This window comes from Curvibacter sp. APW13 (genome assembly GCF_032337135.1).
GTDB lineage: Bacteria > Pseudomonadota > Gammaproteobacteria > Burkholderiales > Burkholderiaceae_C > Allorhodoferax.
In genome coordinates this window covers 376,834-403,454 of record NZ_JAVXZZ010000001.1, presented here as the reverse complement: position 1 = coordinate 403,454, position 26,621 = coordinate 376,834, and the positions used below count along the sequence as shown (strand labels likewise).

The 26,621-nt window shown below is 59.0% G+C and carries 24 protein-coding genes; 18 read left to right on the top strand and 6 right to left on the bottom strand.

Annotated features, from left to right (window positions below):
- Nucleotides 1-17: 17 nt before the first annotated feature.
- The 3 genes from RQP54_RS01860 to metK form a co-directional block, all read right to left on the bottom strand.
- The gene (locus tag RQP54_RS01860; RefSeq protein WP_315676468.1) at nucleotides 18-512 is read right to left on the bottom strand and encodes a GtrA family protein; all 495 of its coding nucleotides are present in this window, start codon (nucleotides 510-512) and stop codon (nucleotides 18-20) included.
- The gene (locus RQP54_RS01855) at nucleotides 509-1,735 is read right to left on the bottom strand and encodes a glycosyltransferase family 9 protein (RefSeq protein ID WP_315676467.1); all 1,227 of its coding nucleotides are present in this window, start codon (nucleotides 1,733-1,735) and stop codon (nucleotides 509-511) included. Before RQP54_RS01855 ends, RQP54_RS01860 begins: the two co-directional genes overlap by 4 nt.
- Before the next feature lie 163 nt (nucleotides 1,736-1,898).
- Complete coding sequence (gene metK / locus RQP54_RS01850) at nucleotides 1,899-3,080, bottom strand: methionine adenosyltransferase (protein ID WP_315676466.1); 1,182 nt, start codon at nucleotides 3,078-3,080, stop codon at nucleotides 1,899-1,901.
- A gap of 180 nt (nucleotides 3,081-3,260) precedes the next feature.
- Here metK and RQP54_RS01845 point away from each other — a divergent pair, with 180 nt between their 5' ends.
- Both RQP54_RS01845 and RQP54_RS01840 read left to right on the top strand, forming a co-directional pair.
- Nucleotides 3,261-4,100: a lysophospholipid acyltransferase family protein gene (locus RQP54_RS01845; protein ID WP_315676465.1), complete on the top strand. Its 840-nt coding sequence runs from the start codon at nucleotides 3,261-3,263 to the stop codon at nucleotides 4,098-4,100.
- Nucleotides 4,097-4,960 carry a lipid A biosynthesis acyltransferase gene (locus RQP54_RS01840; protein WP_315676464.1) on the top strand — a complete coding sequence of 288 codons (864 nt, stop codon included), beginning with the start codon at nucleotides 4,097-4,099 and terminating at the stop codon, nucleotides 4,958-4,960. The genes RQP54_RS01845 and RQP54_RS01840 overlap by 4 nt, the downstream gene beginning before the upstream one ends.
- On the opposite strand, the gene yihA is transcribed toward RQP54_RS01840, so the two are convergent.
- Nucleotides 4,954-5,610 (bottom strand): ribosome biogenesis GTP-binding protein YihA/YsxC, encoded by a 657-nt coding sequence (yihA, locus tag RQP54_RS01835; RefSeq protein ID WP_315676463.1) that lies wholly within the window; start codon nucleotides 5,608-5,610, stop codon nucleotides 4,954-4,956. The genes RQP54_RS01840 and yihA overlap by 7 nt on opposite strands.
- A 140-nt stretch (nucleotides 5,611-5,750) precedes the next feature.
- Between yihA and RQP54_RS01830 the strand changes: the two genes are divergently transcribed.
- From RQP54_RS01830 to RQP54_RS01820, 3 genes are all read left to right on the top strand, one after another.
- On the top strand, nucleotides 5,751-6,389 hold the full coding sequence (locus tag RQP54_RS01830; RefSeq protein WP_315676462.1) for a c-type cytochrome: 639 nt from the start codon (nucleotides 5,751-5,753) through the stop codon (nucleotides 6,387-6,389).
- Between the two features lie 226 nt (nucleotides 6,390-6,615).
- Nucleotides 6,616-7,608, top strand: a complete 993-nt coding sequence (msrP, locus tag RQP54_RS01825) for a protein-methionine-sulfoxide reductase catalytic subunit MsrP (RefSeq protein WP_315676461.1) — start codon at nucleotides 6,616-6,618, stop codon at nucleotides 7,606-7,608.
- Nucleotides 7,608-8,243 carry a protein-methionine-sulfoxide reductase heme-binding subunit MsrQ gene (locus RQP54_RS01820; protein ID WP_315676460.1) on the top strand — a complete coding sequence of 212 codons (636 nt, stop codon included), beginning with the start codon at nucleotides 7,608-7,610 and terminating at the stop codon, nucleotides 8,241-8,243. Before msrP ends, RQP54_RS01820 begins: the two co-directional genes overlap by 1 nt.
- 19 nt (nucleotides 8,244-8,262) lie before the next feature.
- On the opposite strand, the gene lptM is transcribed toward RQP54_RS01820, so the two are convergent.
- Nucleotides 8,263-8,403: an LPS translocon maturation chaperone LptM gene (gene lptM, locus RQP54_RS19795; RefSeq protein ID WP_409997518.1), complete on the bottom strand. Its 141-nt coding sequence runs from the start codon at nucleotides 8,401-8,403 to the stop codon at nucleotides 8,263-8,265.
- 9 nt (nucleotides 8,404-8,412) lie between these two features.
- On the opposite strand from lptM, the gene cyaY reads away from it, so the two are divergent.
- Nucleotides 8,413-8,748 (top strand): iron donor protein CyaY, encoded by a 336-nt coding sequence (gene cyaY, locus RQP54_RS01815; RefSeq protein ID WP_315676459.1) that lies wholly within the window; start codon nucleotides 8,413-8,415, stop codon nucleotides 8,746-8,748.
- Here the strand turns inward: cyaY and RQP54_RS01810 are convergent.
- Nucleotides 8,738-11,104 carry a penicillin-binding protein 1A gene (locus tag RQP54_RS01810; protein ID WP_315676458.1) on the bottom strand — a complete coding sequence of 789 codons (2,367 nt, stop codon included), beginning with the start codon at nucleotides 11,102-11,104 and terminating at the stop codon, nucleotides 8,738-8,740. The two genes, cyaY and RQP54_RS01810, sit on opposite strands and share 11 nt — an antisense overlap.
- A gap of 260 nt (nucleotides 11,105-11,364) precedes the next feature.
- On the opposite strand from RQP54_RS01810, the gene RQP54_RS01805 reads away from it, so the two are divergent.
- The 12 genes from RQP54_RS01805 to RQP54_RS01750 all read left to right on the top strand — a co-directional run bounded on the left by RQP54_RS01805 (nucleotide 11,365) and on the right by RQP54_RS01750 (nucleotide 26,615).
- Nucleotides 11,365-12,444 (top strand): pilus assembly protein PilM, encoded by a 1,080-nt coding sequence (locus RQP54_RS01805; RefSeq protein ID WP_315676457.1) that lies wholly within the window; start codon nucleotides 11,365-11,367, stop codon nucleotides 12,442-12,444.
- Nucleotides 12,441-13,082, top strand: a complete 642-nt coding sequence (locus RQP54_RS01800) for a PilN domain-containing protein (RefSeq protein ID WP_315676456.1) — start codon at nucleotides 12,441-12,443, stop codon at nucleotides 13,080-13,082. The genes RQP54_RS01805 and RQP54_RS01800 overlap by 4 nt, the downstream gene beginning before the upstream one ends.
- Nucleotides 13,083-13,095: 13 nt before the next feature.
- On the top strand, nucleotides 13,096-13,776 hold the full coding sequence (locus tag RQP54_RS01795) for a type 4a pilus biogenesis protein PilO (protein ID WP_315677733.1): 681 nt from the start codon (nucleotides 13,096-13,098) through the stop codon (nucleotides 13,774-13,776).
- Entirely contained in the window at nucleotides 13,773-14,327 is a 555-nt protein-coding gene (locus tag RQP54_RS01790) for a pilus assembly protein PilP (protein ID WP_315676455.1), read from the top strand. The genes RQP54_RS01795 and RQP54_RS01790 overlap by 4 nt, the downstream gene beginning before the upstream one ends.
- Entirely contained in the window at nucleotides 14,324-16,423 is a 2,100-nt protein-coding gene (gene pilQ, locus RQP54_RS01785; RefSeq protein ID WP_315676454.1) for a type IV pilus secretin PilQ, read from the top strand. The genes RQP54_RS01790 and pilQ overlap by 4 nt, the downstream gene beginning before the upstream one ends.
- A 93-nt stretch (nucleotides 16,424-16,516) precedes the next feature.
- Entirely contained in the window at nucleotides 16,517-17,062 is a 546-nt protein-coding gene (locus RQP54_RS01780; protein ID WP_315676453.1) for a shikimate kinase, read from the top strand.
- Between the two features lie 60 nt (nucleotides 17,063-17,122).
- Complete coding sequence (aroB, locus tag RQP54_RS01775; RefSeq protein ID WP_315676452.1) at nucleotides 17,123-18,226, top strand: 3-dehydroquinate synthase; 1,104 nt, start codon at nucleotides 17,123-17,125, stop codon at nucleotides 18,224-18,226.
- A gap of 47 nt (nucleotides 18,227-18,273) precedes the next feature.
- Complete coding sequence (locus RQP54_RS01770; RefSeq protein ID WP_315676451.1) at nucleotides 18,274-19,494, top strand: deoxyguanosinetriphosphate triphosphohydrolase; 1,221 nt, start codon at nucleotides 18,274-18,276, stop codon at nucleotides 19,492-19,494.
- Between the two features lie 41 nt (nucleotides 19,495-19,535).
- Complete coding sequence (locus RQP54_RS01765) at nucleotides 19,536-20,444, top strand: SAM-dependent methyltransferase (protein ID WP_315676450.1); 909 nt, start codon at nucleotides 19,536-19,538, stop codon at nucleotides 20,442-20,444.
- A gap of 37 nt (nucleotides 20,445-20,481) precedes the next feature.
- The gene (locus RQP54_RS01760; protein ID WP_315676449.1) at nucleotides 20,482-20,952 is read left to right on the top strand and encodes a hypothetical protein; all 471 of its coding nucleotides are present in this window, start codon (nucleotides 20,482-20,484) and stop codon (nucleotides 20,950-20,952) included.
- A 14-nt stretch (nucleotides 20,953-20,966) separates the two neighbouring features.
- A complete protein-coding gene (locus RQP54_RS01755; RefSeq protein ID WP_315676448.1) occupies nucleotides 20,967-21,674 on the top strand; it encodes a transposase in 708 nt (235 codons plus the stop codon).
- A 168-nt stretch (nucleotides 21,675-21,842) separates the two neighbouring features.
- Entirely contained in the window at nucleotides 21,843-26,615 is a 4,773-nt protein-coding gene (locus tag RQP54_RS01750; RefSeq protein WP_315676447.1) for a glutamate synthase-related protein, read from the top strand.
- Nucleotides 26,616-26,621: the final 6 nt, after the last annotated feature.

Genomic DNA, 26,621 nt, shown 5'->3' with positions numbered 1-26,621 from the left:
ATGGCCACGGCGCGCGCTCAGTCGTCCGACTTGCGCTTGAAGGTCCAGCGGTCGTTGGCCAGGAAATTGCTGACGCTGGCGGCCACGATGGCGATGATATTGGCCACCCGGTAGTCCATGGAACTCGACAGCAGCAGGGTCAGCACGTATTGCAAGGCGCTGCCGAAGGCCGACGCCGTGGCGTACTGGCCGAACTCCTTGGCCAGCAGTCGCGGGCTGATGGGGTGGCTTTCGCCGGCTTCGAGCACGCGCACACGGTCGGCCCAGGTCCACAGCCGATTCCAGGTGAAGTTGTTGAGCGTGGCGAGCGTGATGGCCAGTGCCAGCGACAGGTAAGGCTTCTTGTAGCTGGCCTCGATGGCATTGAAGAGGTATTCGTGTCCGAGGTACAGCACCGTCAGGTTGACCACGACACCACTGGCGCCGACGATGCCGAATTTGAGGAATCGGTAGCGTTCCAGCAGGCGCAGGCCCCACAGCACGGTGCGCTGCACCGAGGACAGCATGCTCATGCAATCGTCCGCAGGTAGTCCAGCGCCTGGGCCAACACGGGGTCGGGGGCAATGCGCTTGAGGCACTGGTTGTCTCCGTCGCAGAAGGTCAGCCGGTGGTTGTAGGCCGTCAGGCACGGCGAGCAGGCGATGCCGCTTTCCAGAATAATGGTGCGCTTGCCCAAGGGTCCGTACAGCTTGCCTGTTTCGGGCCCAAAGAACACCATGGTCTGGATCGGAGTGACCGTGGCAAAGTGGCTGGGTCCGCCATCGTTGGTGATCAGCAGGCGGCTGGCGTGCATCAGCATCAGCAGTTCGCGGATGCTCTTGGTGTAGCCGGTGAGGTCGATGCAGGCCTCACTGCCAACCTGCAATTTCAGGTCACGGGCCAGTGCCGCATCGTCCTTGAGTCCGATCAGGCCCACCGCGTACCCTTCGGCACACAGGCCTTGCACCACGCGGGCGTAGTGGCTGGCCGGCCAGGCGCGCTCGGGCAGGATGCCTCCCCCGGCATACACCAGCACCAACTTGCGGGTTGCCGTCACCGGGTGGTCGCTCTCGACCTTGCTGCGGTAGGCAGCCAGTTCTTGCGGCGTGAACGGCACGGCAAGTTCAGGCTCGGACGGAATGTCGCGAATGGCCCCGGCGCGATTCCGTGGCATTGCGTCGGGCGATTGCAATGCATCGACCAACGACAGGAATTGCTTGCTGATGTGCTGGTACGGGTTGTAGGGAATGCTGTGGTTGATGAAGCTGCCGCGGTACAGCCCCTCTTGGGTGTGGGGTGTGAAGCCCACCCGCACCGGTGCCCCGGTGGAAAAGGAGAGCAGGGCACTGACACGCGAGAACAGCTCGCAGTCAATCACCGCATCCAGTCCCAAACGGCGCATCGTGAGGCTCACGGCCAGGATGTCGCGGATCAGCGAGCCGCCCGAGCTGTCGTCGAGCGAATGCATGTACTCGGGCGATGTGAGCGACAGCAGCCTGGAGACTTCCTGGTTCTTCTTGAGTTGCAGGATGTGGATCGCGGCGCCGGGGTACTGGCGGCGCAGTTGGGCAAACATTGGCCCGGCCAGCACGATACTGCCCATTTCGGACAGCAGGATGACCAGGATGTTTTTCGGTGCCTGGCCCATGCGGGCAGGGCTACCGAAGAGTCCGGTGAAACGCACCCACGCAGACACCAACGCACACAGCAGCTGGCCGACCCAGCGGTCGATGAAGCGTTGTGTCTGGATTTTCATGGTGGGATTATCGTTTCAGCTATTGGTTTTGGCCGGGCCTTGCGGCCCTTCACATCGGCAGAGCCGATGTGAGCCTGTACCGATACGTCTTGTGGTCTCTGCCCACATGGCTTCGCCATATGGGCATCGCCCAAAGACGGACACGGCACCTTGTGCCGCGGGCTTACAGCCCGGCCGCAGCCTTCAGGGCTGCGACTTTGTCCGTCTTTTCCCACGTGAACTCGGGTTCTTCGCGGCCGAAGTGGCCGTAGGCGGCGGTCTTCTCGTAGATAGGGCGCAGCAGGTCCAACATCTGGATGATGCCCTTGGGGCGCAGGTCAAACACCTCGGCCACGATGGCGGAGAGCTTGTCGTCCGAAATGACGCCGGTCCCTTCGGTGTAGACCGTGATGTTCATGGGCTTGGCCACGCCGATGGCGTAGGCCACCTGTACCTGGCATTGGCGCGCCAACCCTGCAGCCACCACGTTCTTGGCCACATAGCGGGCAGCGTAAGCGGCGGAACGGTCCACCTTGGAGGGGTCCTTGCCGGAAAACGCGCCGCCGCCGTGGGGGCAGGCGCCACCGTAGGTGTCCACGATGATCTTGCGGCCGGTCAGACCGCAGTCGCCTTGAGGGCCACCCACCACAAAGCGGCCGGTTGGGTTGATCAGGTAGCGGGTGTTCTGCAGCCATTCCTTGGGCAACACCGGCTTGATGATTTCCTCGATGATGGCCTCGGTGAAGCTGGCCTTCATCGTGGTCTGGGTCTCGGACTGGTCGGGGCTGTGCTGGGTGGACAGCACCACGGTGTCGATGCTGTGGGGCTTGCCGTCCACATAGCGCATGGTCACTTGGCTCTTGGCGTCGGGGCGCAGGAAAGGCAGGCGGCCATCCTTGCGTAGCTGGGCTTGGCGCTCCATCAGGCGGTGGGCGTAGTAAATGGGCGCGGGCATCAGCTCAGGTGTCTCGTCGCAGGCATAGCCGAACATCAGGCCCTGGTCGCCGGCACCGGTGTTGAGGTGGTCGTCCGAGGCGTGATCCACGCCCTGGGCGATATCGTTGGACTGCTTGTCATAGGCCACCAGCACGGCACAGCCCTTGTAGTCAATGCCGTATTCCGTGTTGTCGTAGCCGATGCGCTTGATGGTGTCACGCGCCACCTGGATGTAGTCCACGTGGGCATTGGTGGTGATCTCACCGGCCAGCACGACCAGGCCGGTGTTGGTCAGGGTTTCGGCGGCCACGCGGGACTTGGGGTCCTGCTTGAAAATGGCGTCGAGGATGGCGTCGGAAATCTGGTCGGCCACCTTGTCGGGATGGCCTTCGGAAACGGATTCGGACGTGAAAAGGAAGTCGTTTGACATGTGGCAGTGCTCCAAAAAAAGTACAACTCTCGCGTTGCCTGGGCTTGGGGCCTGCAGCGAACGCTTTAGCAGAACTGTCTTCACAGACAGGGCACAATGGCGGCCTTTGGCGGCCGGCCCCTGCGCTGTCGCCCTGCAAGTAGTTCCATAACTCAGCGACGCCCGGATTCTAGCCCACCCATGCAAGCCCTTTTCCGATTCCTGGCCTTGGTGCCATTGAGCCTGCTTCATGGCTTGGGGAGCGTGCTGGGTTTGCTGGCCTACCTGTTCTCGCCGGACTATCGCCAGCGTTTTCGCGATAACGTGGCGCAGGCGGGTTTGCAAGCGCAGGTTGGTTGGCGTGCGGTGTTTGCGGCGGGGCGCATGGTCAGTGAGCTGCCACGGATATGGTTCGGGGCGCCAGTTCCAGTCCAATGGCAGGGGGCGGAGCACATCGAGGCAGCGCTGGCGGCTGGGCGGGGCATCGTATTCCTGACACCCCACCTGGGCTGCTTCGAGATTACCGCGCAGGCCTATGCCCAGCGCTATGGCGCCAAACGCCCCATCACCGTGTTGTACCGGCCCGCGCGCAAGGCGTGGCTGCGACCCTTGGTGGACCATGCGCGCCATCGCCCGGGCTTGGAAACGGCACCAACCACGTTGGCCGGGGTCAAGCAGTTGATCAAGGCGCTCAGGGCCGGAGGCTGTGTCGGCCTGCTCCCCGACCAGGTGCCACCGGCCGGCATGGGGGTCTGGGTGCCTTTCTTTGGGCGCGACGCCTACACCATGACATTGGCTGCCCGCCTGGCGCTGCAGACGGGGGCCGTGGTGTTGCTCGGTTGGGGAGAGCGCTTGCCTTGGGGGCGCGGTTACACGGTGCACGTGCAGCCGCTTCGCCACGATCTGGAGGCCGACCTGACGCGCGCCACAACCCAGGTCAACGAGGCCATGGAAGCATTGGTGCGTCTGGCGCCTGCGCAGTACCTGTGGGGTTACGCCCGGTACAAGGCGCCCAAAACTGCCCCTGAGGGCATTGCATGACCAAGCTGCTATTGATGATGATGCGCTTGGCTGCGCGCTTGCCCTTGCCTGTGGTGCGGGCGCTGGGTGCCGCATTGGGTTGGTTTCTGTACGCCGCAGTGGCGTCGCGTCGGCGCGTGGTCCAGACCAACCTGGCCCTGTGCTTTCCCCAATGGACGCCAGAACATCGTCGCAGTGTGGTGCGGCGGGTGTTTGTTCTGTTTGGACAGTCGTGGTTGGACCGCGCCTGGCTATGGCATGCGCCTGCCGCCACGGTGCGCGCGCGACTGCAGATCGTGGGGGCGTTCGATGCCTTGACTGGGCAGACGCCCACGGTGCTGTTTGCTCCGCATTTCATGGGCTTGGATGCGGCGTGGACCGCCCTGACCCAACAGCTGCAGCGGCGATTTGCCACCATCTATTCGCCCCAGCTCAACCCAGCGGCCGACGCCTGGATCTACCAGGGACGCCAACGCTTTGGTGCGCCCGAAATGGTGGCGCGTTTGGCTGGGGTCAAACCCATCGTGCAGGCCGTGCGCGCAGGTGAACCGCTGTATCTGCTGCCGGACATGAATTTCGATCCATCGGAATCGCTGTTCGTGCCGTTTTTCGGTGAACCAGCGGCAACCGTGCCTTCGCTGGCGCGTTTTGCCAAGCTGGGGCGGGCGCAAGTGGTGCCGGTGGTGACGACGCTGACACCTGCCGGATACGAAGTGCGGATTCTGCCCCCATGGTCGGATTTTCCCAGTGACAACCTGGAAGCCGACACCCGGCGCATGAACCGGGAACTCGAAGCCTATATTGAACGCGACCCGGCCCAGTACTACTGGGTGCACAAACGCTTCAAGGACCGACCCGAAGGAATGCAATCGCCTTATTGACCGGTGTTCTGCGCTTCGTTTGCGGGAGGGGGTGCAGCGGGGATGGATGCATCGTGGGTCCAATCCCAGAGCAGGGTCGCCACGTCGGCAATTCCGATCTGTTTGGGAGCCGAAAACAGCCGCACTTCACCGCCACCGGCCTGCAGTTTTGCAATGGCCAGAGCCTTGCTGGCTTCTGCACGCGTGAGCTTGTCGGCCTTGGTCAGGATGACCAGGAACTTCAGGCCTTCCTCCACCCGGGGACGGATCACGTCGAGCAGGATTTCATCCAATTCGGTCATGCCATGGCGTGGGTCGCACATGAGCACGACGGCCTTGAGGTTTTCGCGTGTGACCAGGTAATTGGCCATGACCTTCTGCCAGCGCAGTTTGTCCTGCATGGGCACTGCGGCGTAGCCATAGCCAGGCAGGTCGGCCAGTACTGCGTCGGTCACCCCTTGCTTGCCCAGGGAAAAAAGGTTGATGTGCTGGGTGCGTCCGGGTTTCTTGGAGGCAAAGGCCAGCTGCTTTTGCTGGGTCAGCGTATTGATGCAGGTCGACTTGCCTGCGTTGGAGCGGCCCACGAAAGCGATTTCGGGTACATCCAGCGCCGGAAGAAAGTGCAATTGGGGCGCAGTGGTCAGAAAGCGGGCGGTGTGCAACCAGCCCATGGCTATCGTTTCCCTGTTTTTGTCGGCGGGTTGGCGGGCGGAAGGTGAAGTAGCTTGCGGAGAGGTCATGGAATGCTTTCTGGTGCCCGATGGCGCCATTGTAGAATGGCGCTGTTTTGCCCACAGACCATCGTAATCCCATGAAGTTGATTGCTCCCCTGATTCTCGCTGCTGCTTCTGCCTTGGCCTTGTCGGCCGTTGCGCAGGAAGCCCATCCCGCCGCCGCGCCTGCGGCCGCTGCCAAGCCGGACCTCGCCAAGGGTGAAGCCACCTTTGCCGTTTGTGCTGGATGCCATGGCATGGACGGCAACTCTCCCGCGCCCACCTACCCGAAGCTGGCACAACAGCATCCACAGTACATCATCAAGCAGTTGCAGGAATTCAAGAGCGGCAAGCGCGCCAGCCCGGTGATGCAAGGTTTCGCCACCGCTTTGTCAGACGATGACATGAAGAACGTGGCCTACTTCATCACCAACAAGAAGGCTGCGGCTGGTGCATCGGCCGACAAGACTCTGGTGACCTTGGGAGAGCGCATCTATCGTGGTGGGATTGCCGACCGCAAGATTGCCGCTTGTGCGGGCTGCCATAGCCCGAACGGAGCCGGTATCCCCGCCCAGTACCCGCGCTTGGCTGGCCAGTGGGGAGACTATGTAGTGGCCCAGCTGACCGCCTTCCGTGATGGCGCACGGGGTAACAGCACCCAGATGGCGCAAATCGCGGCCAAGATGAACGACAAGGAAATCAAGGCGGTGGCGGACTACATCGCCGGACTGCGCTGATTCCTCATCGCGCCGCATTCGCTGCGGTTACAGTCACACAAGGGCCACCCATCGCGGTGGCCTTTGTTTTTCCGAGGCGGACCTGTTGTTGAAGTCAGGGAAGCACCTGGGGTGTAAGGGGCTCCGCTGTGATGCCATGCAATCGTGGTCATGAAGTCCGACAATGGGCTGTGTAAGAAACCTGCCGGCTTCCCCGACCAAGGGAAAACACACGCAAAGGCCACCCATGTTGATCCACAGCCACCCCTACGGTTACCAGCCGCCCCAGGCAACCGAAATCACCCCTGAGCACCTGTTCCGTCAGCGTCGTACCTTGTTGCAATTTGGCGGCGGACTCGGTTTGCTGGGGCTTGCTCCTGGTGTTTCGAGTGCCGCCGATTCCCAGGCCCCTGGGTCGGGAAAACTCCAAGCGCTGGTGCGCCAGACCAGTGGTGTGGACGGCGCCCAGACCATGGAGAAGTGGACACCGTACAAGGATGTCACGGGGTACAACAATTTTTACGAGTTCGGTACCGACAAGAGCGAGCCGGCCCAGTATGCCCATGGCCTGAAAACCAAGCCTTGGGAGATCGCAGTCGAGGGCTTGGTGCGTCGCCCTGGCAAATTGGGTCTGGACGAACTGCTGCGCCTGGCGCCGTTGGAAGAGCGTGTCTATCGGCTGCGATGCGTCGAGGGCTGGTCGATGGTGATTCCCTGGGTCGGCTATTCCTTGTCGGCTCTGCTCAAGCAGTTTGAGCCACTAGGCAGTGCGAAGTTCGTGGAGTTCACCAGTGCCGTGGATCCGAACAGTATGCGCGGGGTGCGCTCCAATGTGCTGGATTGGCCCTATACCGAGGGTCTGCGTCTGGATGAAGCATTGCATCCGCTGACGTTGTTGGCCCTGGGCTTGTATGGCGAAGTGCTACCTAACCAGAACGGTGCACCGGTACGACTGGTGGTGCCTTGGAAGTACGGTTTCAAGAGCGCAAAGTCCATCGTGCGGATTCGCCTGACGGACAGAATGCCGACGACGGCGTGGAACAAGGCAGCGCCTGGCGAATATGGTTTCTACTCCAACGTCAATCCCAATGTGGACCACCCCCGTTGGAGTCAGGGGACCGAACGGCGCCTGGGTGAAGATGGCCTGTTTAGCCGCAAGCGCAAAACCCTGATGTTCAACGGCTACGAAGCCCAGGTTGGACAGTTGTACGCAGGCATGGACTTGCGCCGATATTTCTGATGTCCGCTGACCATGGCGCTATTGATTGGGGGGCGCGAACCAAGGTGCTGGTATTCGTGCTGGCACTGCTGCCAGCGGCTCAGCTGCTCGGATTGGCACTGTTGGATAGATTGGGGGCCAATCCGGCCGAAGCCTTGATCCGTGCCAGCGGCGATTGGACGCTGCGCTTTCTGTGCATTGTCCTGGCTGTGACGCCGGTGCGCATTGTCATGTCCTGGTCTGGCCTGGCGCGTTTGCGGCGGATGCTGGGGTTGTTCTGTTTCTTCTATGCCATGCTGCACGCCAGCCTGTACGCCGGATTGGATATGGGCTTGGACTGGGGGGGGATAGGCGCGGACATCCGCAAACGTCCTTTTATCTTGCTTGGGTTTAGCGCCTGGTGTCTGTTGCTGCTGCTCGCCGCCACATCCTGGGACGGTGCTGTGCGTTGGCTCGGGGGAAAGCGCTGGCGGCAATTGCACCGTCTGGTGTTTGTCGTGGTACCAGTTGTGGTGCTGCATTTCTACTGGATGCGCCAGGGTAAACACAATTTCACCGAGGTCTGGTGGTACGCCAGCATCCTCTTTCTGTTGCTGGCATTCAGACTGTTACGATGGGCAAGAAATCGTCTGCAAGTCTCGGAAGCACGATCGTAGACAGCTATAAATGGTATAGCTATTGTGGCGATGTCGTGGGGGGGCGTGGGCTCGGCCTCGAGTCGGGTGCGGGCAAGTACAAGGCTCCGGTCTGGCCGCAGGCCTGCAAGAATTGCATGCAGACGATTGCCAGGAAAGTCGCTTTTTTGTATCGATGCATAGGTAAATTATGAATGATCTGGAGTATTTGGACCGCGCTGAAGCACTGCTGCGGGCGGTGGAGCAGGGCTGTGACACGCTCAATGAATCGACGGACGCGGACCTGGACAACCAGCGCGTAGGGGGCATGGTCACGATCACGTTTGCCAACCGCAGCCAGATTGTGGTGAACCTGCAAAAACCCCTGCACGAAGTCTGGCTGGCAGCGCGTGACGGGGGATACCACTTCGTTTGGCGTGAACAGGCTTGGTATGACACCAAGAGTGGCGCTGAATTTTTCGCCACACTCTCGCGCTGTGCCAGCGACCAGAGCGGTATGGCGCTAGCCTTTAGGCCTAGTTCCTGAACAAGTCCAGAATCTTCTTCTTGTCCTCGGAGGCGCCGGCCGCGCCGGGTTCGGCTTCGGGTTTCGGGGTGTCGCCCAGGCTGCTTACACCGTGCCCTTTGGCAAACTCCTCAAAGTACCATTCGCCGCCCGAGAACACCACGCCCTCGGGCGCGCTAGGCTCCATGACAGGGATGTTTTTCAGGGCTGTCTCCATGAAACTGATCCAGATCGGCAAACTCAGTCCGCCGCCAGTCTCCCGGTCGCCCAGTTTGCGTGGCGTGTCGTAGCCGATCCATGTGACTGCGGTGATGGTGGGCTGGAACCCAGCGAACCAGGCATCCATGGAGTCGTTCGTAGTCCCGGTCTTCCCGTAGAGATCGGGGCGCTTGAGCGTTACTTGGGCCCGCGCTGCCGTGCCGGAGCGGGTGATTTCCTGAAGCAGGCTGGTCATGACGAAGGCGTTGCGCGGTTCGATGACCCGCTCCGCTCCCTCCAGGGTCGGTGGCGTGGTCTCCAGCAAGGTTTTTCCGCGCTGCTCGCTGACGCGCGCGATCAGCCAGGGGTTGACTCGATAACCGCCGTTGGCAAACACCGAGTAAGCGCTGGCCATTTGCATGGGCGTGACCGAACCGGCCCCAAGCGCCATGGTGAGGTAGGGAGGGTGGCGTTCGGCTTCAAACCCAAAGCGAGTGATCCACTCCTGGGCATAGGCTGGACCAATGGAATTGAGCACCTGGATGGAGATCATGTTTTTGGACTTCGCCAAACCGCGGCGCAAAGTCATCGGACCTTCGAACGTGCCGTCATAGTTTTTGGGCTCCCAGGGTTGGCCCCCAGTCACGCCAGCGTCGAAAAACAACGGCCCATCGTTGATGACGGTAGCACCATTGAAGCCTTTTTCAAGCGCTGCAGAATAGATGAAGGGCTTGAAGCTGGAGCCAGGTTGGCGCCAAGCTTGGGTCACGTGGTTGAACTTGTTCTTGGCAAAGTCAAAGCCCCCGACCAAGGACTTGATGGCGCCGCTGTTGGGGTCAATGGCCACGAAAGCGCCCTCCACCTCGGGAAGCTGAGTGATTTCCCAGCTGCCCTTGGGCGTACGAACCACCCGTACCACCGCACCGCGACGAATCTTGAGATGGGGCGGCGCTTTTTCCGACAGGCCGGATTGGACTGGCTTGAGACCGTCGCCTGAAATTTCCAGCACTTCACCGTTTTGGCGCACGGCTTTGACCAGCTTGGCGTCGGCTTGCAGCACCACAGCCGTCAGCACATCCCCATTGTCGGGAAACTCTTCCAGTGCCTCGTCAATGGCATCGTCGGTTTCCCCAGCGTTTGCAGGCAACTGGATGAACTTCTCGGGGCCGCGGTAATGCTGGCGCCGTTCGTAGTCCATGATGCCTCGGCGCAATGCCTTGTAGGCTGCGTCCTGGAGGCTGGAACTGACGGTGGTATGGACGTCCAGGCCCCGGGTGTAGGTCTCATTGCCGTACTGGCTATACATCAGCTGGCGAACCATTTCGGCGATGTACTCGGCGTGGATGCGCTGGCTGGACGAGCCATGCATGAGCTTGAGTGTTTGCTTCTTGGCTTCGCTCGCCTGTTCTGCCGTGATGAAGCCGTTGTCTTCCATGCGGTCGATGATGTAGAGCTGGCGGCTGCGTGCGCGCTTGGGGTTGGCGATCGGGTTGTAGGCCGAAGGTGCCTTGGGCAGCCCCGCCAGCATGGCGGCTTCGGCGATGGTGATGTCCTTGAGCGGCTTGCCGAAATAGGTTTCGCAGGCGGCCGCGAAGCCATAGGCGCGGTTGCCCAGGTAGATTTGATTCATGTAGATCTCGAGAATCTGGTCTTTAGTGAGGAGATGCTCGAGCTTGAATGTCAGCAGGATTTCATAGATCTTGCGCGTAAAGGTCTTCTCGGATGACAGGTACACATTGCGTGCGACCTGCATGGTGATGGTGGAGGCGCCCTGACTTTTTACGCGGCCCACATTGGCAAGACCCGCACGGATCACGCCGATGTAGTCGACGCCGCCGTGCTGGTAGAAGCGTGCATCCTCGATCGCCAGGACAGCGTTAATCATGACCTCTGGAATTTCCGCGATTGGCGTCAAATTGCGGCGTTCCTCGCCGAATTCGCCCAAAAGATCACCCTCGACAGAAAAGACACGCAGTGGCAGCTTCGGCCGGTAATCGGACAGATCGGAAATGTCTGGAAGGCTAGGGTAGGCCACCGCCAGCGCGATAGCGATGACGATGCCCAGACTCAGTACCAAGGCTGTGGCGAGCCCGGCGCTCCAGATCAGGACGTCAACCGCCCAGTGCAGGGCCTTGTGCGGTTTGGGTGATTCTTGGGGGGCGTCGTTGTGTTTTGTCATAGGCTCGGTCATGCGATTCTCGCATTATAAAAATGGCGCATCCGCCCTGCGGACCGCGACAAAAACGCGGTCGCAATGCGCGAAGCGGGGTGGCCATGGGTTTCTTTGTCTGCTTGAACGGCGTAGACTCGTGAACATTTGGCAACGAATTGACTGCTGAAAGACGGAAAAAATCTTTACCGGACAAGCATCTTGCTGATAGCATTGAAGTGAATTCTTAAGTTTTCCCCCGACTTTGGGGGGCATTACAGGGGACTGAGTTGATCGCATTGGGGACGTTGTTTAGTCGTAAACCAGCGCCGATGTTGGGATTGGACATTTCCTCGTCCAGTGTCAAGCTCGTTGAATTGGGGCATGACAAGGCGGGGAACTTGGTGCTCGAACATTGCGCCATTGAGCCTCTTGAGCGTGGGTGGATCAGTGATGGCAACATCGAGAAATTTGATGAAGTCACCGAGGCGTTGCGTCGATTGATCAAGAAAAGCGGGACCAAGACTAAGAATGTGGCTATGGCGTTGCCGCCGTCCGCTGTGATTACCAAGAAGATCATTCTTCAAGGCGGTTTGTCGGAGGCGGAGCTGGAACAGCAGGTGGAGACTGAGGCCAATCAATACATACCCTTTCCGCTCGAAGAAGTTGCCTTGGATTTTTGCGTGATCGGTCCGAGCGTGTCGTCGCCTGGAGATGTGGAGGTTCTGATTGCGGCGTCCCGGCGGGAAAAGGTTCAGGATGTTCAAGGGCTGGCCGAGTCGGTCGGGCTGACGCCGGTGATTGTTGATGTGGAGTCGTATGCATCTCGCCTGGCTGCAGGACGTTTGGTGGAACAGCTCCCTGAAGGGGGACAGGATCTCATTGTTGCCCTTTTTGAAATCGGAGCCTTCACGACGTCGATGCAGGTTTTGCGCAACGAGGAGGTCCTGTATGACAGGGACCAGGCCTTTGGGGGGGCGCAATTGACCCAGTTGCTGGTTCGTCAGTATGGGTTTTCCCAGGAAGAGGCTGAGTCCAAGAAGCGCAGCGGTGAGTTGCCTGAAGATTACGAATCGGTGGTGTTGCGGCCTTTCATTGATTCCATGGTGCAGGAGCTTGGTCGAGCCTTGCAGTTTTTCTTCACCAGTACTCCGCACAACAAAGTGGACTACATCATGTTGGCGGGCGGGAGTTCAGCATTGCCAGGTCTGACCGCCGCAGTGACGCAGCACACCAGTTTCCCGTGCAGTCTGCTCAATCCGTTTGAGGGTATGGAAATGGGGGGCTCCATCAAACTGAAGAAGGTGACGAGGGAGGCTCCATCTTATTTGACGGCGTGTGGTTTGGCTTTGCGGAGGTTTGCGCAGTGATACTGATCAATCTACTTCCGCATCGCGAAGCCGCCCGAAAGCGTCGGCGCGACTTGTTCCATGCGCTGTTGGCGGCATCCGCATTGCTGGGGGGAATCGTTTCGGGTGCTGTTTTCCTGTGGTACCAGGCCGCAATCACGCTTCAGCAGGAAACCAATGTTCTGCTCGAGAGCGAAATCAAGAAACTGGAAGCCCAGATCAAGGACATTGCGGGGCTTGAATCGGAGATCAGGGCATTGCGTGCGCGGCAACAAGCCGTGGAAGACCTGCAGTCTGACCGAAATCTGCCAGTTCATTTGCTGACCCAAATTGTCAACCAGTTGCCAGATGGGGTCTACGTTGCAAAGCTGGTGCAGTTGGATCAACTTGTCACGATCAACGGCGTGGCTCAATCGAATGACCGGGTTTCGGAGTTGCTGCGAAATTTCGCGAATAACACGCCATGGTTTGCCAAGCCTGAATTGCTGGAAATCGTATCGGGGACAGTAGCCTTGTCGCCGCGTGAACAAAAGCGTGTATATAACTTCATCGTTCGAGTCAAGCTTGTGCGTGCAAGTGAGGCAGAAAAAGCGGCGGCAATTGCTACCTCGCCCGCTTCTGCGGCATCAGGGCCGGCGATGGCTGCATCCAAACTGTGAAGGCTGTGGCGTGATGGTGAACAACTTCCCCAAGAAAATTGACTTCCAGGATTTACAAGTCCAGGTCGCTGCCCAGTTCAAGGATCTGGATCCGCGCGATCCATCCATGTGGCCCGCATTGCCTCGTTATGCTCTTTACGCGGTTGTGGCTGTTAGTGTCGTTGTAGTGTTGTGGTTTGCGTGGTTAAGTTCCTCGCAGGCTTCATTGGAAGAAGAGCAGCAGAAAGAGGAAAAGCTGAGGGCGGACTACACCACCAAATTGGCCAAGGCGGTCAATCTAGATGTACTGAAAAAGCAGCGTGAGCAAGTGCAGCAATACGTGAGTCAGTTGGAGAAGCAGCTGCCAAGCAAGGCAGAAATGGATGCACTCTTGTCTGACATCAATCAGGCAGGGGTTGGTCGAAGCCTACAGTTTGACCTCTTTCGGCCCGGGCAGCTGGTTGTGAAGGACTACTATGCGGAGTTGCCGATTGCCCTCAAGGTAAGTGGCAGGTACCACGATATCGGAGCTTTTGCGTCAGATATCGCGCATCTGTCACGCATCGTTACTCTCAATAATTTGAGCATTACTCCGCGCAATGATGGGACGCTCATTTTGGAGTCCACCGCCAAAACATTCCGGTATCTGGATCAAGACGAAGTCGCGGCCCAGAGCAAGGGAAAAGCTAAAGCTGGCGGAAAGGGTGAGAAATGAAACTGCCTTCTCATGCTCGCGTACCGTTCGCAGTTCTCTGGGGGGCGGTGTTGCTTTCCGGGTGTGGTGCTTCCAAAGAAGACGACATTCGCCAGTGGATGGCCGACGAACGGAACAAGACCCAGCCCAAAGTCGCACCGATTCCGGCGCCCAAACAGTTCAAGCCAGAGCCGTACACCAATGCGACGGCGATCGAGCCATTCAGCAACCAGAAACTGACGCAGGCATTGAAGCGCGATTCTTCCCAGGCCGCGGCAAATGCAGCGTTAATTGCGCCCGAGTTGGCGCGACGCAAGGAGCCACTGGAGGCCTTTCCGCTCGACACGATGGTGCTGGTGGGAAGCATCATCAAGGCGGGACAGCACGTCGCTTTGGTAAAGGTTGATAACCTGCTGTACCAGGTGCGGGTTGGCAGTTACCTTGGCCAGAATTACGGGAAAGTGACGAAGATTTCAGAGACAGAAGTGGTTCTGCGCGAAATCGTACAGGACGCCGTCGGCGAATGGATTGAACGTGTGGCAACCATGCAGTTGCAAGAGGGGTCGAAATGAAGAACGATGCGGTTGAGCGAGGAGTCCGACTGTCACGAGCGATTGGTGCGTTGGTGCTGTTTATGGCCTCAGGCGTTGCGTATGCACAAATCGCCATCGAATCTGTGGTGGGACTGGTTCAGGGCGGAACGGAGGCCGTCAAGATTGACTTGTCGGACGCCTTGTCCTCTGTTCCCACAGGCTTCGCCATCCAATCGCCAGCACGCATTGCCCTGGACTTTCCGGGAGTAACCAATGCCATGGGGCGTTCCAGTGTCGAGGTCAATCAGGGCAACCTGAAGTCAATTACAGTGGTCCAGGCCGGTGAGCGCACGCGCGTCGTTTTAAACCTGAAAGCCGCTGCAACCTACAAGGCGCAGTTGCAGGGAAAATCCCTTTTGGTGTTGTTGGATCAACCGGTCCAGTCGGCTGCGGAACCCAATTCACCCACGGTGTTTGCCGAAGTCCGGGCGAAGGACAATGCGCCATTGCGGGACATGGATTTCCGGCGAACCAATGATGGCGCTGGCCGTCTGATAGTTACCCTGCCCAACAATCAGGTCGGTGTGGATATACGGCAGCTAGGACAGAACTTGGTGGTCGAGTTCAAAAAGGCCACGCTGCCTGAGGGTCTTCGCCGCCGAATGGATGTGGGTGATTTCGGAACACCGATCAAGACGGTCACCACGACGCAGCAGGGTGACCGCGTCCGCGTTCTGATCGAGCCACGCGGCCAGTGGGAGCACAGTGCCTACCAGAGTGATGAGCAGTTCGTCGTTGAGGTGAAGGAAGTTCGTGACGATCCCAAAAAGCTCACGCAAGGCGTTGGCTACAACGGACAAAAATTGTCGCTGAACTTCCAGAATATCGAAGTGCGTGCCCTGTTGCAGGTGATTGCCGATTTCACGAATTTCAATATCGTGACCTCCGATTCTGTCACTGGATCTGTAACCTTGCGATTGCAGGATGTCCCATGGGATCAGGCCTTGGACATCATCTTGCAAGCCAAGGGCTTGGGCATGCGTAAATCTGGCAATGTGCTTTGGGTGGCCCCCAAGGATGAAATCGCTGCCAAGGAAAAGCTTGATCTGGAGGCGCAGGCCGCTGTTCAAAGCCTCGAACCGTTGCGCACGCAGTCATTTCAGATTAACTATGCGAAAGCGGCGGACATCGCTACTCAGCTGACTTCTTCCGGTAGCGGCGGCGGGGCGTCATCCAACGCAAGGCTGCTTAGTTCGCGGGGCAGTGTGATATCAGAGCCACGTACCAACCAAATCTTTGTTACTGATATACCATCAAAGCTTGAGCAGGTTCAAGCTTTGATTGCGAAGCTAGATATAGCTGTGCCTCAGGTGATGATCGAAGCACGTATTGTCGAAGCATCGGATACGTTTGCAAAAGCGTTGGGTGTCAAACTCGGGGGTAGGCCAGTTACCACCTCCACGGCAAGCGAGGGTGCCAACGTCGGCACGACCTACTCCAACGCCTTGGGGGCGGCAGGGGTGTCGGGCGCGACCTATGACAACCTCAGCCAGTTCGTGAATCTTCCCGCGACTGGTGCGACTGGAACGTTTGCCATCGCTCTATTCGGCGCGGGGGCAGATCGGTTCTTGGGCTTGGAAATTTCCGCAATGGAATCTGATGGCAAAGGCAAGGTGGTCTCTAGCCCGCGTGTGGTCACTGCTGACAAGAACAAGGCACTGATCGAGCAAGGCACGGAGTTTCCATACCAAGTGGCATCAGCGAGTGGAGCGACATCGATTGCATTCAGAAAGGCTTCGTTAAAGCTGGAAGTGACCCCTCAAATCACACCTGAAGGCAATATCATTCTCAATCTCGACGTGAACAAGGATACCCGTGGTATCCAAACGACGGCCGGATACGCCATCGATACCAAGCATATTCAAACGCAGGTCTTGGTGGACAACGGCGGTACTGTGGTAATTGGCGGTATATTTACCGAGGATCAGGTCAACACGGTGGACAAAGTCCCATTCTTTGGTGATCTTCCCGGAATTGGTGCCCTCTTCCGTCGCAATTCGACCTCGCAGGAAAAGCGTGAGATGTTGGTATTTATTACGCCCAAGGTGCTGGGTGACGTCAAAGGAACCCGGTAACAGAGGTCACTAGGCAGCTTTCGTGGGGCCCAATGGGCTCTGCGTTGCCGGTCAGACTGAGCAAGCGCGACTACGTTGTCGCCCACGTTTTGTATGCACATAGCTTTGGTTGGCTTGCCTGGAGTCGGAAAGACCACGGTCGGTCGGCAACTCGCGAAGAGGCTACGGTTGCCGTTCATTGATTCAGACTCCGTTATTGAATCTCGCATCGGCATGCCCATCCGGGACTATTTTGAGCGGCACGGTGAGCAGAGCTTTCGTGAGGTGGAACAGCTCGTGATTGCCGAAATCACCACTTCTCTAGAGGATCGGGTGATCTCTACGGGCGGCGGGGCAGTGTTGAAGGAGGCGAACCGGCGATGTTTGCGTGACCACTGCAAGGTCATCTATCTGCATTCCACCGCTGAAGATATTTTTCGCAGGTTGCGAAATGACACCAGCCGTCCGCTACTGCAAGGAGGCAACCCACTGGACAAATTGCGTGCACTGCTTGACCAGCGTGATCCTCTTTACCGAGAAACGGCCCATTTTGTAATGGAAACAGGCCGGCCTTCTGTGTCTACGTTGGTCAACATGATCGTGATGCAACTTGACTTGGCTGGATGTCACTTCGACACAGTTGGTAGAACAGCGTCCTAAGGGGGCGTGTTGGCTGGTCGAGTGGGGCATTGGTGTCGGGTTAGCAAGTAAACTCGGTGGATGACCGAGATTGCAACACAGCATGTTCCTATCAGCCTAGGCGAGAGAAGCTACACAATCTGCATCGGGCGCGGACTGTTAAACCGCGATGTATTCGCCGGTCTTCCCGCAGGAAATCATGCACTGATCGTGACTAACACGCAGGTTGGACCACTCTACGCGGCAGCCCTGAGGGATGCCATCGAGAGCAAGTTCCAACAGGTGCACATCATCGAATTGCCGGATGGTGAGGGCTATAAAAACTGGGAAACCCTGAATCTGGTGTTTGACGCTCTGCTGTCAGCACGGTGTGACCGCAAAACCACTCTCTTTGCCTTGGGGGGAGGGGTCGTTGGTGACATGACTGGTTTTGCCGCCGCCTGCTATATGCGGGGGGTACCTTTCGTGCAGGTGCCGACGACGTTGCTTTCGCAGGTCGACTCATCGGTGGGAGGGAAGACCGGTATCAATCATCCGATGGGCAAGAACATGATCGGTGCGTTCTACCAGCCTCTGATGGTGGTGTGCGATATCGGTACCCTTAATACGCTTCCGGAGCGCGAACTGAAAGCCGGATTGGCCGAGGTAATCAAATACGGTCCCATTGCGGACATGGATTTTTTGGGCTGGCTCGAATCCAACATGGATGCATTGCTCGCTCGTAATGCCGAGGCTTTGGCATACGCGATTCGACGCAGTTGTGAGATCAAGGCCATGGTGGTAGGGAAGGACGAGCGAGAGTCAGGGCTGCGAGCCATTCTCAATTTTGGGCACACCTTTGGCCACGCCATCGAAGCTGGTATGGGATATGGGCGGTGGCTGCATGGCGAGGCGGTGGGTTGCGGTATGGTCATGGCGGCTGAGTTGTCAGCCCAATTGGAGCTCATCGACGGAGATCTCCTGTCTCGGGTTCGTCGGCTGATAGAGCGCGCTGGGTTGCCAATGAAAGGGCCGGTTCTGGACTCGACAGACAATGCTGGGCGCTACCTTGAATTGATGCGCGTGGACAAGAAAGCGGACGCAGGGGCAATACGCTATGTCGTGGTTCACGGTAGTGGCAGGGCAACGATGCAAGCCGTTGACGATGATATCGTCAGGCAGGTCATCGAGAGATGCTGTGCCTAGGAAGTTGTTCGCACAACGGTGATCCCCTTGAAAGCACACACAGCGCCATGCAAGTGGTGACCAGCAGCAGAGACCTTGCCACGTACGCGTGCCATGCGGAACGCACGCGGGGCCGTCGATTGGTGGAAGCGCAGGCTCCGACCCGGGATGACTTTCAGCGTGATCGCGATCGAATCGTTCATTCCACGGCATTTCGCCGCCTTGTCTATAAGACGCAGGTATTCCTGAATCATGAAGGTGACCTCTTCAGAACGCGAATGACGCACTCCCTTGAAGTGGCCCAATTGGGGCGCTCTCTGGCACGCGCGTTGCGACTGAATGAGGATCTCGTCGAGACTATCGCCCTGGCTCACGACCTAGGACACACTCCCTTTGGCCATGCAGGGCAGGACGCTCTGCATGAATGCATGGCACCCTATGGAGGCTTCGAACACAACCTGCAGAGTCTTCGCGTTGTCGATGTGCTGGAAGAACGCTATCCGCACTTTGATGGACTCAATCTGTGTTTTGAGTCCCGGGAAGGCATCCTCAAACACTGCTCGCTCGCAAATGCCCGCTTGATCGAAGCGCAAGAGCCCGTGGCAGATGGGAATCGTGGGGGGGTGGCAGCGCGGTTCTTGACGGGCCAGCAGCCCAGTCTGGAGGCTCAGTTATGCGATCTGGCTGACCAGATTGCCTACAACGCACACGACATCGACGATGGCGTCCGGTCGGGTCTGTTGACTATCGATCAGTTGCGTGAGGTTCCCCTTTTTAGGCGCTTCCACGAGGCTGCTCTTCGGGATGCTCCCCAATTGGCCTTGTCCAGTAGCCAGCGTCGTTGCCTGTATGAGACGGTGCGGTTGATGTTGAGCGAGCAGGTGTACGACGTTATCCGCAGTGTGAATGGCCGTTTATCAGAGTTTGCACCCCAGAACGTCGACGAAGTGCGCCTTTCGCCGCGCATCGTGGTGTTCGGCCCGGAAATGCGTGAACAAACCAAGGCTATGAAGTCTTTCTTGTTTGCAAACCTGTATCGTCATCCCCAGGTGATCGCTTCGAGAGAAGGCGCAAAAGCCATGCTGCGCGAATTGTTCGACATCTACAGCGCCGAACCTGGCGAAATGCAGTCTGGGTATGCGGCTAAGGCTAACGCACTCGTAGCGGGAGACCCGTCCTCACCATCGAAGTTGCGACGCATAGTGGCTGACTATGTTTCAGGTATGACCGATAGGTTTGCGTCCCGTGAATACAGTCGCCTGACCGGGAAACCGGGAATGGCCGGGTAAATCCAGCATCCGGCTCGAATATTGATTTCCATTTCATCACTATGACTGGTGTCCCCAAGCGCAAGCACAACACGCCTTCGAACCCGCTTGAAGAGCTCAATCTGCGGGATGGGCAGTCCATTGAATTGCTCAAGGAACTGCATATCCTCACGCGAGAGGGACGGTTGAACCAGGACACCCGGCGCAAGCTCAAGCAGGTGAATCACCTCTATGGCTTCATCGAAAAACTGCTCACAGACTTGGCCAAGCAACAGACCGCGTTGACCCTTGCCGACCACGGCGCGGGAAAGTCCTACCTTGGGTTCATTTTGTACGATTTGTTCTTCAGGCAGCGACGGGTGCCTGGAGATGCCATCTATGGTGTTGAGACGCGCCGTGAACTGGTGTCCAGTTCGCAGGCCCTGGCCGCAAAGCTGGGCTTTGACGGCATGCGCTTTGTGCATCTTTCCGTGGCAGATGCCACCCAAAGCGCGGAGCTGCCGGAGCGCATCGACGTGGTCACCGCATTGCATGCCTGTGACTCGGCAACAGACGACGCGATTGCCTTCGGCCTGGCGAAACACGCAAAGCATATGGTGCTGGTACCCTGCTGCCAGGCAGAGATGGCCCGCGAACTGAACCGCAGCAAGGCGTTGCAGCTGTCCAAATCGTCCTTGGCCGAGCTGTGGCGCCACCCACTCCACACGCGCGAGATGGGAAGCCAATTGACGAACGTTCTGCGTTGCCTATACCTTGAAGCCTGTGGTTACGACGTGACAGTAACCGAGTTGGTTGGCTGGGAGCACAGCATGAAGAACGAGCTCATCCTTGCTCGATTCACCGGCCGTATGAACAGAAGCGCTGGGCGGCGTCTGCGCGAGTTGCTGGAGCAATTTGGGCTAGAAGACCTGCTTCATCGCCGCTTTACACATCTGCCGGACAATGGGGTGGACAACCAATCGACGCAATGAGGCGTTAAGTCTGGGTTGAAATGCAATGGAGCAAGAAATGAAACTGCGATTGGAACTGCTTGGTGTGGTGTTGGTGGCGGCGATGGTAGTCGGTTGTGCCAGCAGCAACCCGGATGTGATTGCCCGTGGTGACGCGCAGCGCATGGCGCAAGTGCAGGACGGTACGGTGCTTTCGGTTCGCACGGTGACCGTTGACGGCAGCCAGTCCGGCGTCGGTGCCGCGGTGGGTGGTGTGGTCGGTGCCATCGGGGGGTACGGTGGCAGTGGGGTGCAGCGCGAGGCGCAAGTGTTGGGTGTGCTGGCCGGTGTTGCTGGCGCTGCCGCAGGCAATGCGATCGAGCGGATGTCTACACGAGAAGAAGCGGTGGAAATCCTCGTTCAGCTGAAGAATGGCGAACGTCGTGCGGTGGTGCAGGCCAAAGGTGCGGAGGTGTTTGCAGCGGGTGAGCCGGTCATCATTGTGACGACGGGATCGAAAGTGCGCGTCAGCAAGGCTCCGAAACAGTAGACGCTGGCGTTGCCATGGCCCGACTGGCGCGGCTTGCCATAGCAGGGCAGGCCCATCACGTCATTCAACGAGGGTTGGGTGGGGTGAACCTCTTTCCCGAGGTGGCCGACCGCTTGTTCTTTCTCGAGTGTCTGGCCAGTGCCTGTCGCGGCCATCGTGTGCAACTTCATGCCTATGTTCTTTTGGATGACCACTTCCAATTGTTGGTCACTATCGCAGAGGCAGAGTCACTGGCGAAAGCCATGCAGGCGGTCGGCAGGGCCTACGTGCGCTATTTCAACGATCGGTACCGCCGTCGCGGGACCCTTTGGGAGGGGCGGTACCGGTCTACCGTTATCCAAGCGGCCCGATACATGTTGCCCTGCATGGTGTCGTTTGACTGGAACCCGGTCTTACGTTCTCAGGCTGCCCGTCCGTCTGACTACGCCTGGTCGAGCCATGGCCACTATGCTGGGCATAGAGTTGATTCGTTTCTTGTTTCTCCAGCCCAGTACTGGAGTCTGGGGAACACCCCCTTTGCCCGAGAAGCCAAGTACGCAGTGTTGGTAGAGCAGGGGTTAACGGCGCAGGAACACGAGGAAATTGCTTCCAGTGCACTTAGAGGCTGGGCTCTAGGCGATCCGGATTTTGTTGCCAAATTGCAAATGGCAACCACCCGTCGCATGACCAAAGGCCGTCCTGGCCGTCCCGCGGCGGCAGTGAAAAACTCATCGAACCTTTGAAATCCATTGATGGATAAGTGCTTACCGCTATCAAATTAAATGTGTCCCCAATAAAGTACTGATTGACTTCCTGTCTTTTAATTTAGGGTCTGTCCCCATTTAAAAACTTTGGAAACCATGCTGCAGTGCGGTATCCTGCGGTTTTCTGACATTCATTAGGAGTGCGCCATGACTACGGCTGCCGAGATTCGCCACCTTCAGGAAACCGGTCTGTATTCGGCCGACAACGAACACGACGCATGCGGCGTTGGATTTGTCGCCCACATCAAGGGCCAGAAGTCGCACGACATCGTCAAGAACGCACTGAAGATTCTGGAGAACCTGGATCATCGTGGTGCGGTGGGGGCGGACAAGCTCATGGGCGACGGTGCCGGTATCCTCATCCAACTCCCTGACGCGCTATACCGCGAAGAGATGGCCAAGCAGGGCGTCACGCTGCCGCCACAGGGGGAATACGGCGTCGGCATGATCTTCCTGCCCAAGGAACACGCATCCCGACTTGCCTGCGAACAGGAGATGGAGCGCGCAATCGCTGCCGAAGGGCAGGTGCTGCTGGGCTGGCGTGATGTGCCCGTGAACCGCGACATGCCGATGTCGCCCACCGTGCGCGAGAAAGAGCCGATCTTGCGCCAGGTGTTTATTGGTCGTGGAAACGACGTCATCGTGCAGGACGCGCTGGAGCGCAAGCTGTACGTCATCCGCAAGACCGCCAGCGCCAACATCCAGGCCTTGAAGCTCACCCACTCCAAAGAGTATTACGTGCCCAGCATGTCGAGCCGCACCGTGGTCTACAAAGGGCTGCTGCTGGCCGATCAGGTGGGTACCTACTATCTGGACCTTCAGGACCCCCGCTGCGTGTCCGCACTCGGTTTGGTGCACCAGCGATTCTCGACCAACACGTTCCCCGAGTGGCCCTTGGCACATCCCTACCGCTATGTTGCGCACAACGGCGAAATCAACACGGTCAAGGGCAACTACAACTGGATGAAGGCGCGCGAAGGCGTCATGTCCTCCCCGGTGCTCGGCCCCGATCTGCAGAAGCTCTACCCGATCAGCTTCGCTGGACAGTCCGACACTGCTACGTTCGACAACTGCCTGGAACTGCTGACCATGGCAGGCTACCCCATCAGCCAAGCGGTGATGATGATGATTCCCGAGCCCTGGGAACAACACACCATGATGGACGCCCGACGCCGCGCGTTCTACGAATACCACGCTGCCATGCTGGAGCCCTGGGACGGTCCGGCTTCCATCGTATTCACCGACGGTCGCCAGATCGGCGCCACACTGGACCGCAACGGTCTGCGCCCCTCGCGCTACTGCATCACGGACGACGACCTAGTGATCATGGGTTCCGAGTCCGGCGTGCTGCCGGTGCCGGAAAACAAGATCGTGCGCAAATGGCGCCTGCAGCCCGGCAAGATGTTCCTGATCGATCTGGAACAGGGTCGCATGATCGACGACGAGGAGCTCAAGGCAGGGCTGGCCAACAGCAAGCCCTACAAGCAGTGGATCGAGAACCTGCGCATCAAGCTCGACGATGTGTCGTTCACCGAGCGTCGCACGGAAGAGGCGCTGGCAAAGGTTGTGGCAGGCGTCGAACCCAAGCGCGTCACGGACCGCGCAACCCTGTTGGACCGCCAGCAGGCGTTCGGCTTCACCCAGGAGGACATCAAGTTCCTGTTGTCGCCCATGGCCACGGCCGGAGAAGAAGCCATTGGCTCCATGGGTAACGATAGCCCCTTGGCCGTGCTCTCCGACAAGAACAAGCCGCTGTACAACTACTTCAAGCAGTTGTTCGCGCAAGTGACCAATCCTCCCATTGACCCGATCCGCGAAGCCATCGTGATGTCCTTGGTGTCCTTCATCGGACCCAAGCCGAACCTGCTCGACATCAACCAGGTCAACCCGCCCATGCGCTTGGAAGTCAGTCAGCCGGTGCTGGACTTTGCGGACATGGCCAAGCTGCGCGACATCGAAGCCCACACACAGGGCAAGTTCCGCAGCTACACCATCGACATCACCTACCCATTGGCTTGGGGGCGTGAAGGCGTAGAGGCCAAGCTGGCCTCGCTATGCGCCGAAGCGGTCGATGCCATCAAGAGCGGCAAGAACATCCTGATCATCAGCGACCGCGCCTTGAGCGCGACCCAGGTGGCAATTCCCGCATTGCTGGCTTTGTCTGCCATCCACCAGCACCTGGTGCGTGAAGGTTTGCGCACCACGGCAGGCCTGGTGGTCGAGACAGGAACAGCCCGCGAGGTGCACCATTTTGCCGTGCTGGCCGGCTACGGCGCCGAAGCCGTGCACCCCTATCTGGCGATGGAAACCTTGGCCGACATGCACAAGGAATTGCCTGGCGACCTGAGTGCCGAGAAAGCGATCTACAACTACATCAAGGCCATCGGCAAGGGCTTGTCGAAGATCATGTCCAAGATGGGCGTGAGCACCTACATGAGCTACTGTGGTGCCCAGCTGTTCGAAGCCATCGGCCTGTCTTCCAAGACCGTCAGCCAGTACTTCACCGGCACCCCCAGCCGCGTGGAAGGCATTGGCGTGTTCGAGATTGCCGAAGAAGCCATTCGCATGCACAAGGCCGCATTCGGTGCTGATCCGGTGTTGGCCAATGCGCTGGACGCTGGCGGCGAGTACGCCTGGCGCGCCCGCGGTGAGGAGCACATGTGGACGCCGGATGCGATTGCCAAGTTGCAGCATTCCACCCGCGCAAACAACTTCAATACCTACAAGGAATACGCCCAGATCATCAACGACCAGAGCAAGCGCCACCTGACGCTGCGTGGTCTGTTCGAGTTCAAGATCGACCCCGCCAAGGCAATCCCGCTGGAAGAAGTTGAGCCCGCCAAGGAAATCGTCAAGCGCTTCGCCACGGGCGCCATGTCGCTCGGTTCGATCTCCACCGAAGCCCATGCCACGCTGGCAGTGGCCATGAACCGCATCGGCGGCAAGAGCAACACCGGTGAAGGCGGTGAGGACGCAGCGCGCTACCGCAACGAGCTCAAGGGCATTCCGATCAAGAAGGGCGATACCCTGGCCTCCGTGATCGGCAAGGACGTCGTCGAAGTCGACCTGCCGCTGCAGGATGGCGATTCGCTGCGTTCGCGCATCAAGCAGGTGGCCTCGGGTCGTTTCGGCGTGACCGCGGAATACCTGTCCAGCGCGGACCAGATCCAGATCAAGATGGCCCAGGGTGCCAAGCCCGGTGAAGGCGGCCAGCTGCCGGGTGGCAAGGTGTCCGAGTACATCGGCAAGCTGCGTCACTCCGTTCCGGGCGTGGGCCTCATTTCGCCGCCGCCGCACCATGACATCTACTCGATCGAGGACCTGGCCCAGCTGATCCACGACCTGAAGAACGTGGCACCGCACAGTGACATCTCCGTGAAGCTGGTGTCCGAGATCGGTGTTGGCACCATCGCCGCCGGCGTGGCCAAGTGCAAGGCCGACCATGTGGTGATCGCCGGCCACGACGGGGGTACTGGAGCATCGCCGTGGTCGTCCATCAAGCATGCCGGTTCTCCATGGGAAATCGGCTTGGCCGAGACCCAGCAGACCCTGGTGCTGAACCGCCTGCGCAGCCGCATCCGTGTCCAGGCCGACGGCCAGATGAAAACCGGTCGCGATGTCGCCATTGGCGCGTTGCTGGGTGCTGACGAGTTTGGCTTTGCTACGGCACCGCTGGTCGTCGAAGGTTGCGTGATGATGCGCAAGTGCCACCTGAACACTTGCCCCGTGGGTGTGGCCACACAAGACCCCGAACTGCGCAAGAAGTTCTCCGGCAAGCCCGAGCATGTGGTGAACTACTTCTTCTTCATTGCCGAGGAAGTGCGCCAGATCATGGCGCAGCTGGGTATCCGCAAGTTCGACGACATGGTGGGACGTTCCGACCTGTTGGACATGCGCCAGGGTCTGGCCCATTGGAAGGCCAAGGGACTGGACTTTACGCGCTTGTTCGCCCAACCCGCCGTTGGTGCCGATGTGCCGCGCTTCCACACCCAGACCCAGGAACATGGGCTGGAGAAGTCGCTCGACAACGTGCTGATCGCCAAGTCCAAGGCGGCCATCGAGAAGGGCGAACGCGTCCAGTTCATGGAAGTGGCACGCAACGTGAACCGTTCGGTGGGCGCCATGCTGTCCGGCGCGGTGACCAAGGTGCACCCTGAAGGTCTGCCGGATGACACCATCCGCATCCAGCTGGAAGGTACGGGCGGTCAATCCTTCGGCGCGTTCCTATGCAATGGCATCACGCTGTACCTGATCGGTGACGCCAACGACTACACCGGCAAGGGTCTTTCCGGCGGTCGCGTGGTGGTGCGCCCGAGCATCGACTTCCGTGGTGTTGCGACGGGCAACACCATCGTCGGCAACACCGTCATGTACGGTGCCACCACGGGCGAAGCCTTCTTCAGCGGCGTGGCGGGCGAGCGCTTCGCCGTGCGTCTGTCGGGTGCCACCGCGGTGGTCGAAGGCACCGGTGACCACGGGTGCGAGTACATGACTGGCGGTACCGTGGTGGTGCTGGGCAAGACCGGGCGCAACTTCGCGGCCGGCATGAGCGGCGGTATTGCCTATGTCTACGACGAGGACGGCTTGTTTGCACAACGCTGCAACACCGCGATGGTCGGTCTGGAAAAGGTTCTGCCGTCCTACGAGCAGGAAGCCACCGTGGACCGCGCCGTATGGCACCGAGGCCTGAGCGACGAAGCCCAGCTGCGCAAGCTGCTGGAAGACCACAACCGCTGGACCGGCAGCCGCCGCGCCCGCGAACTGCTGGACAACTGGGAAGCCTCGCGAGCCAAGTTCGTCAAGGTATTTCCGCACGAGTACAAGCGTGCCCTGGGCGAGATCAATGCCAAGAAAGAGGTTGCAGCCGCCGTGAATACTGCGAAGACAGCTACCAAAAAAGTAGCGACTCAAGCCAAGTAAGAAGGA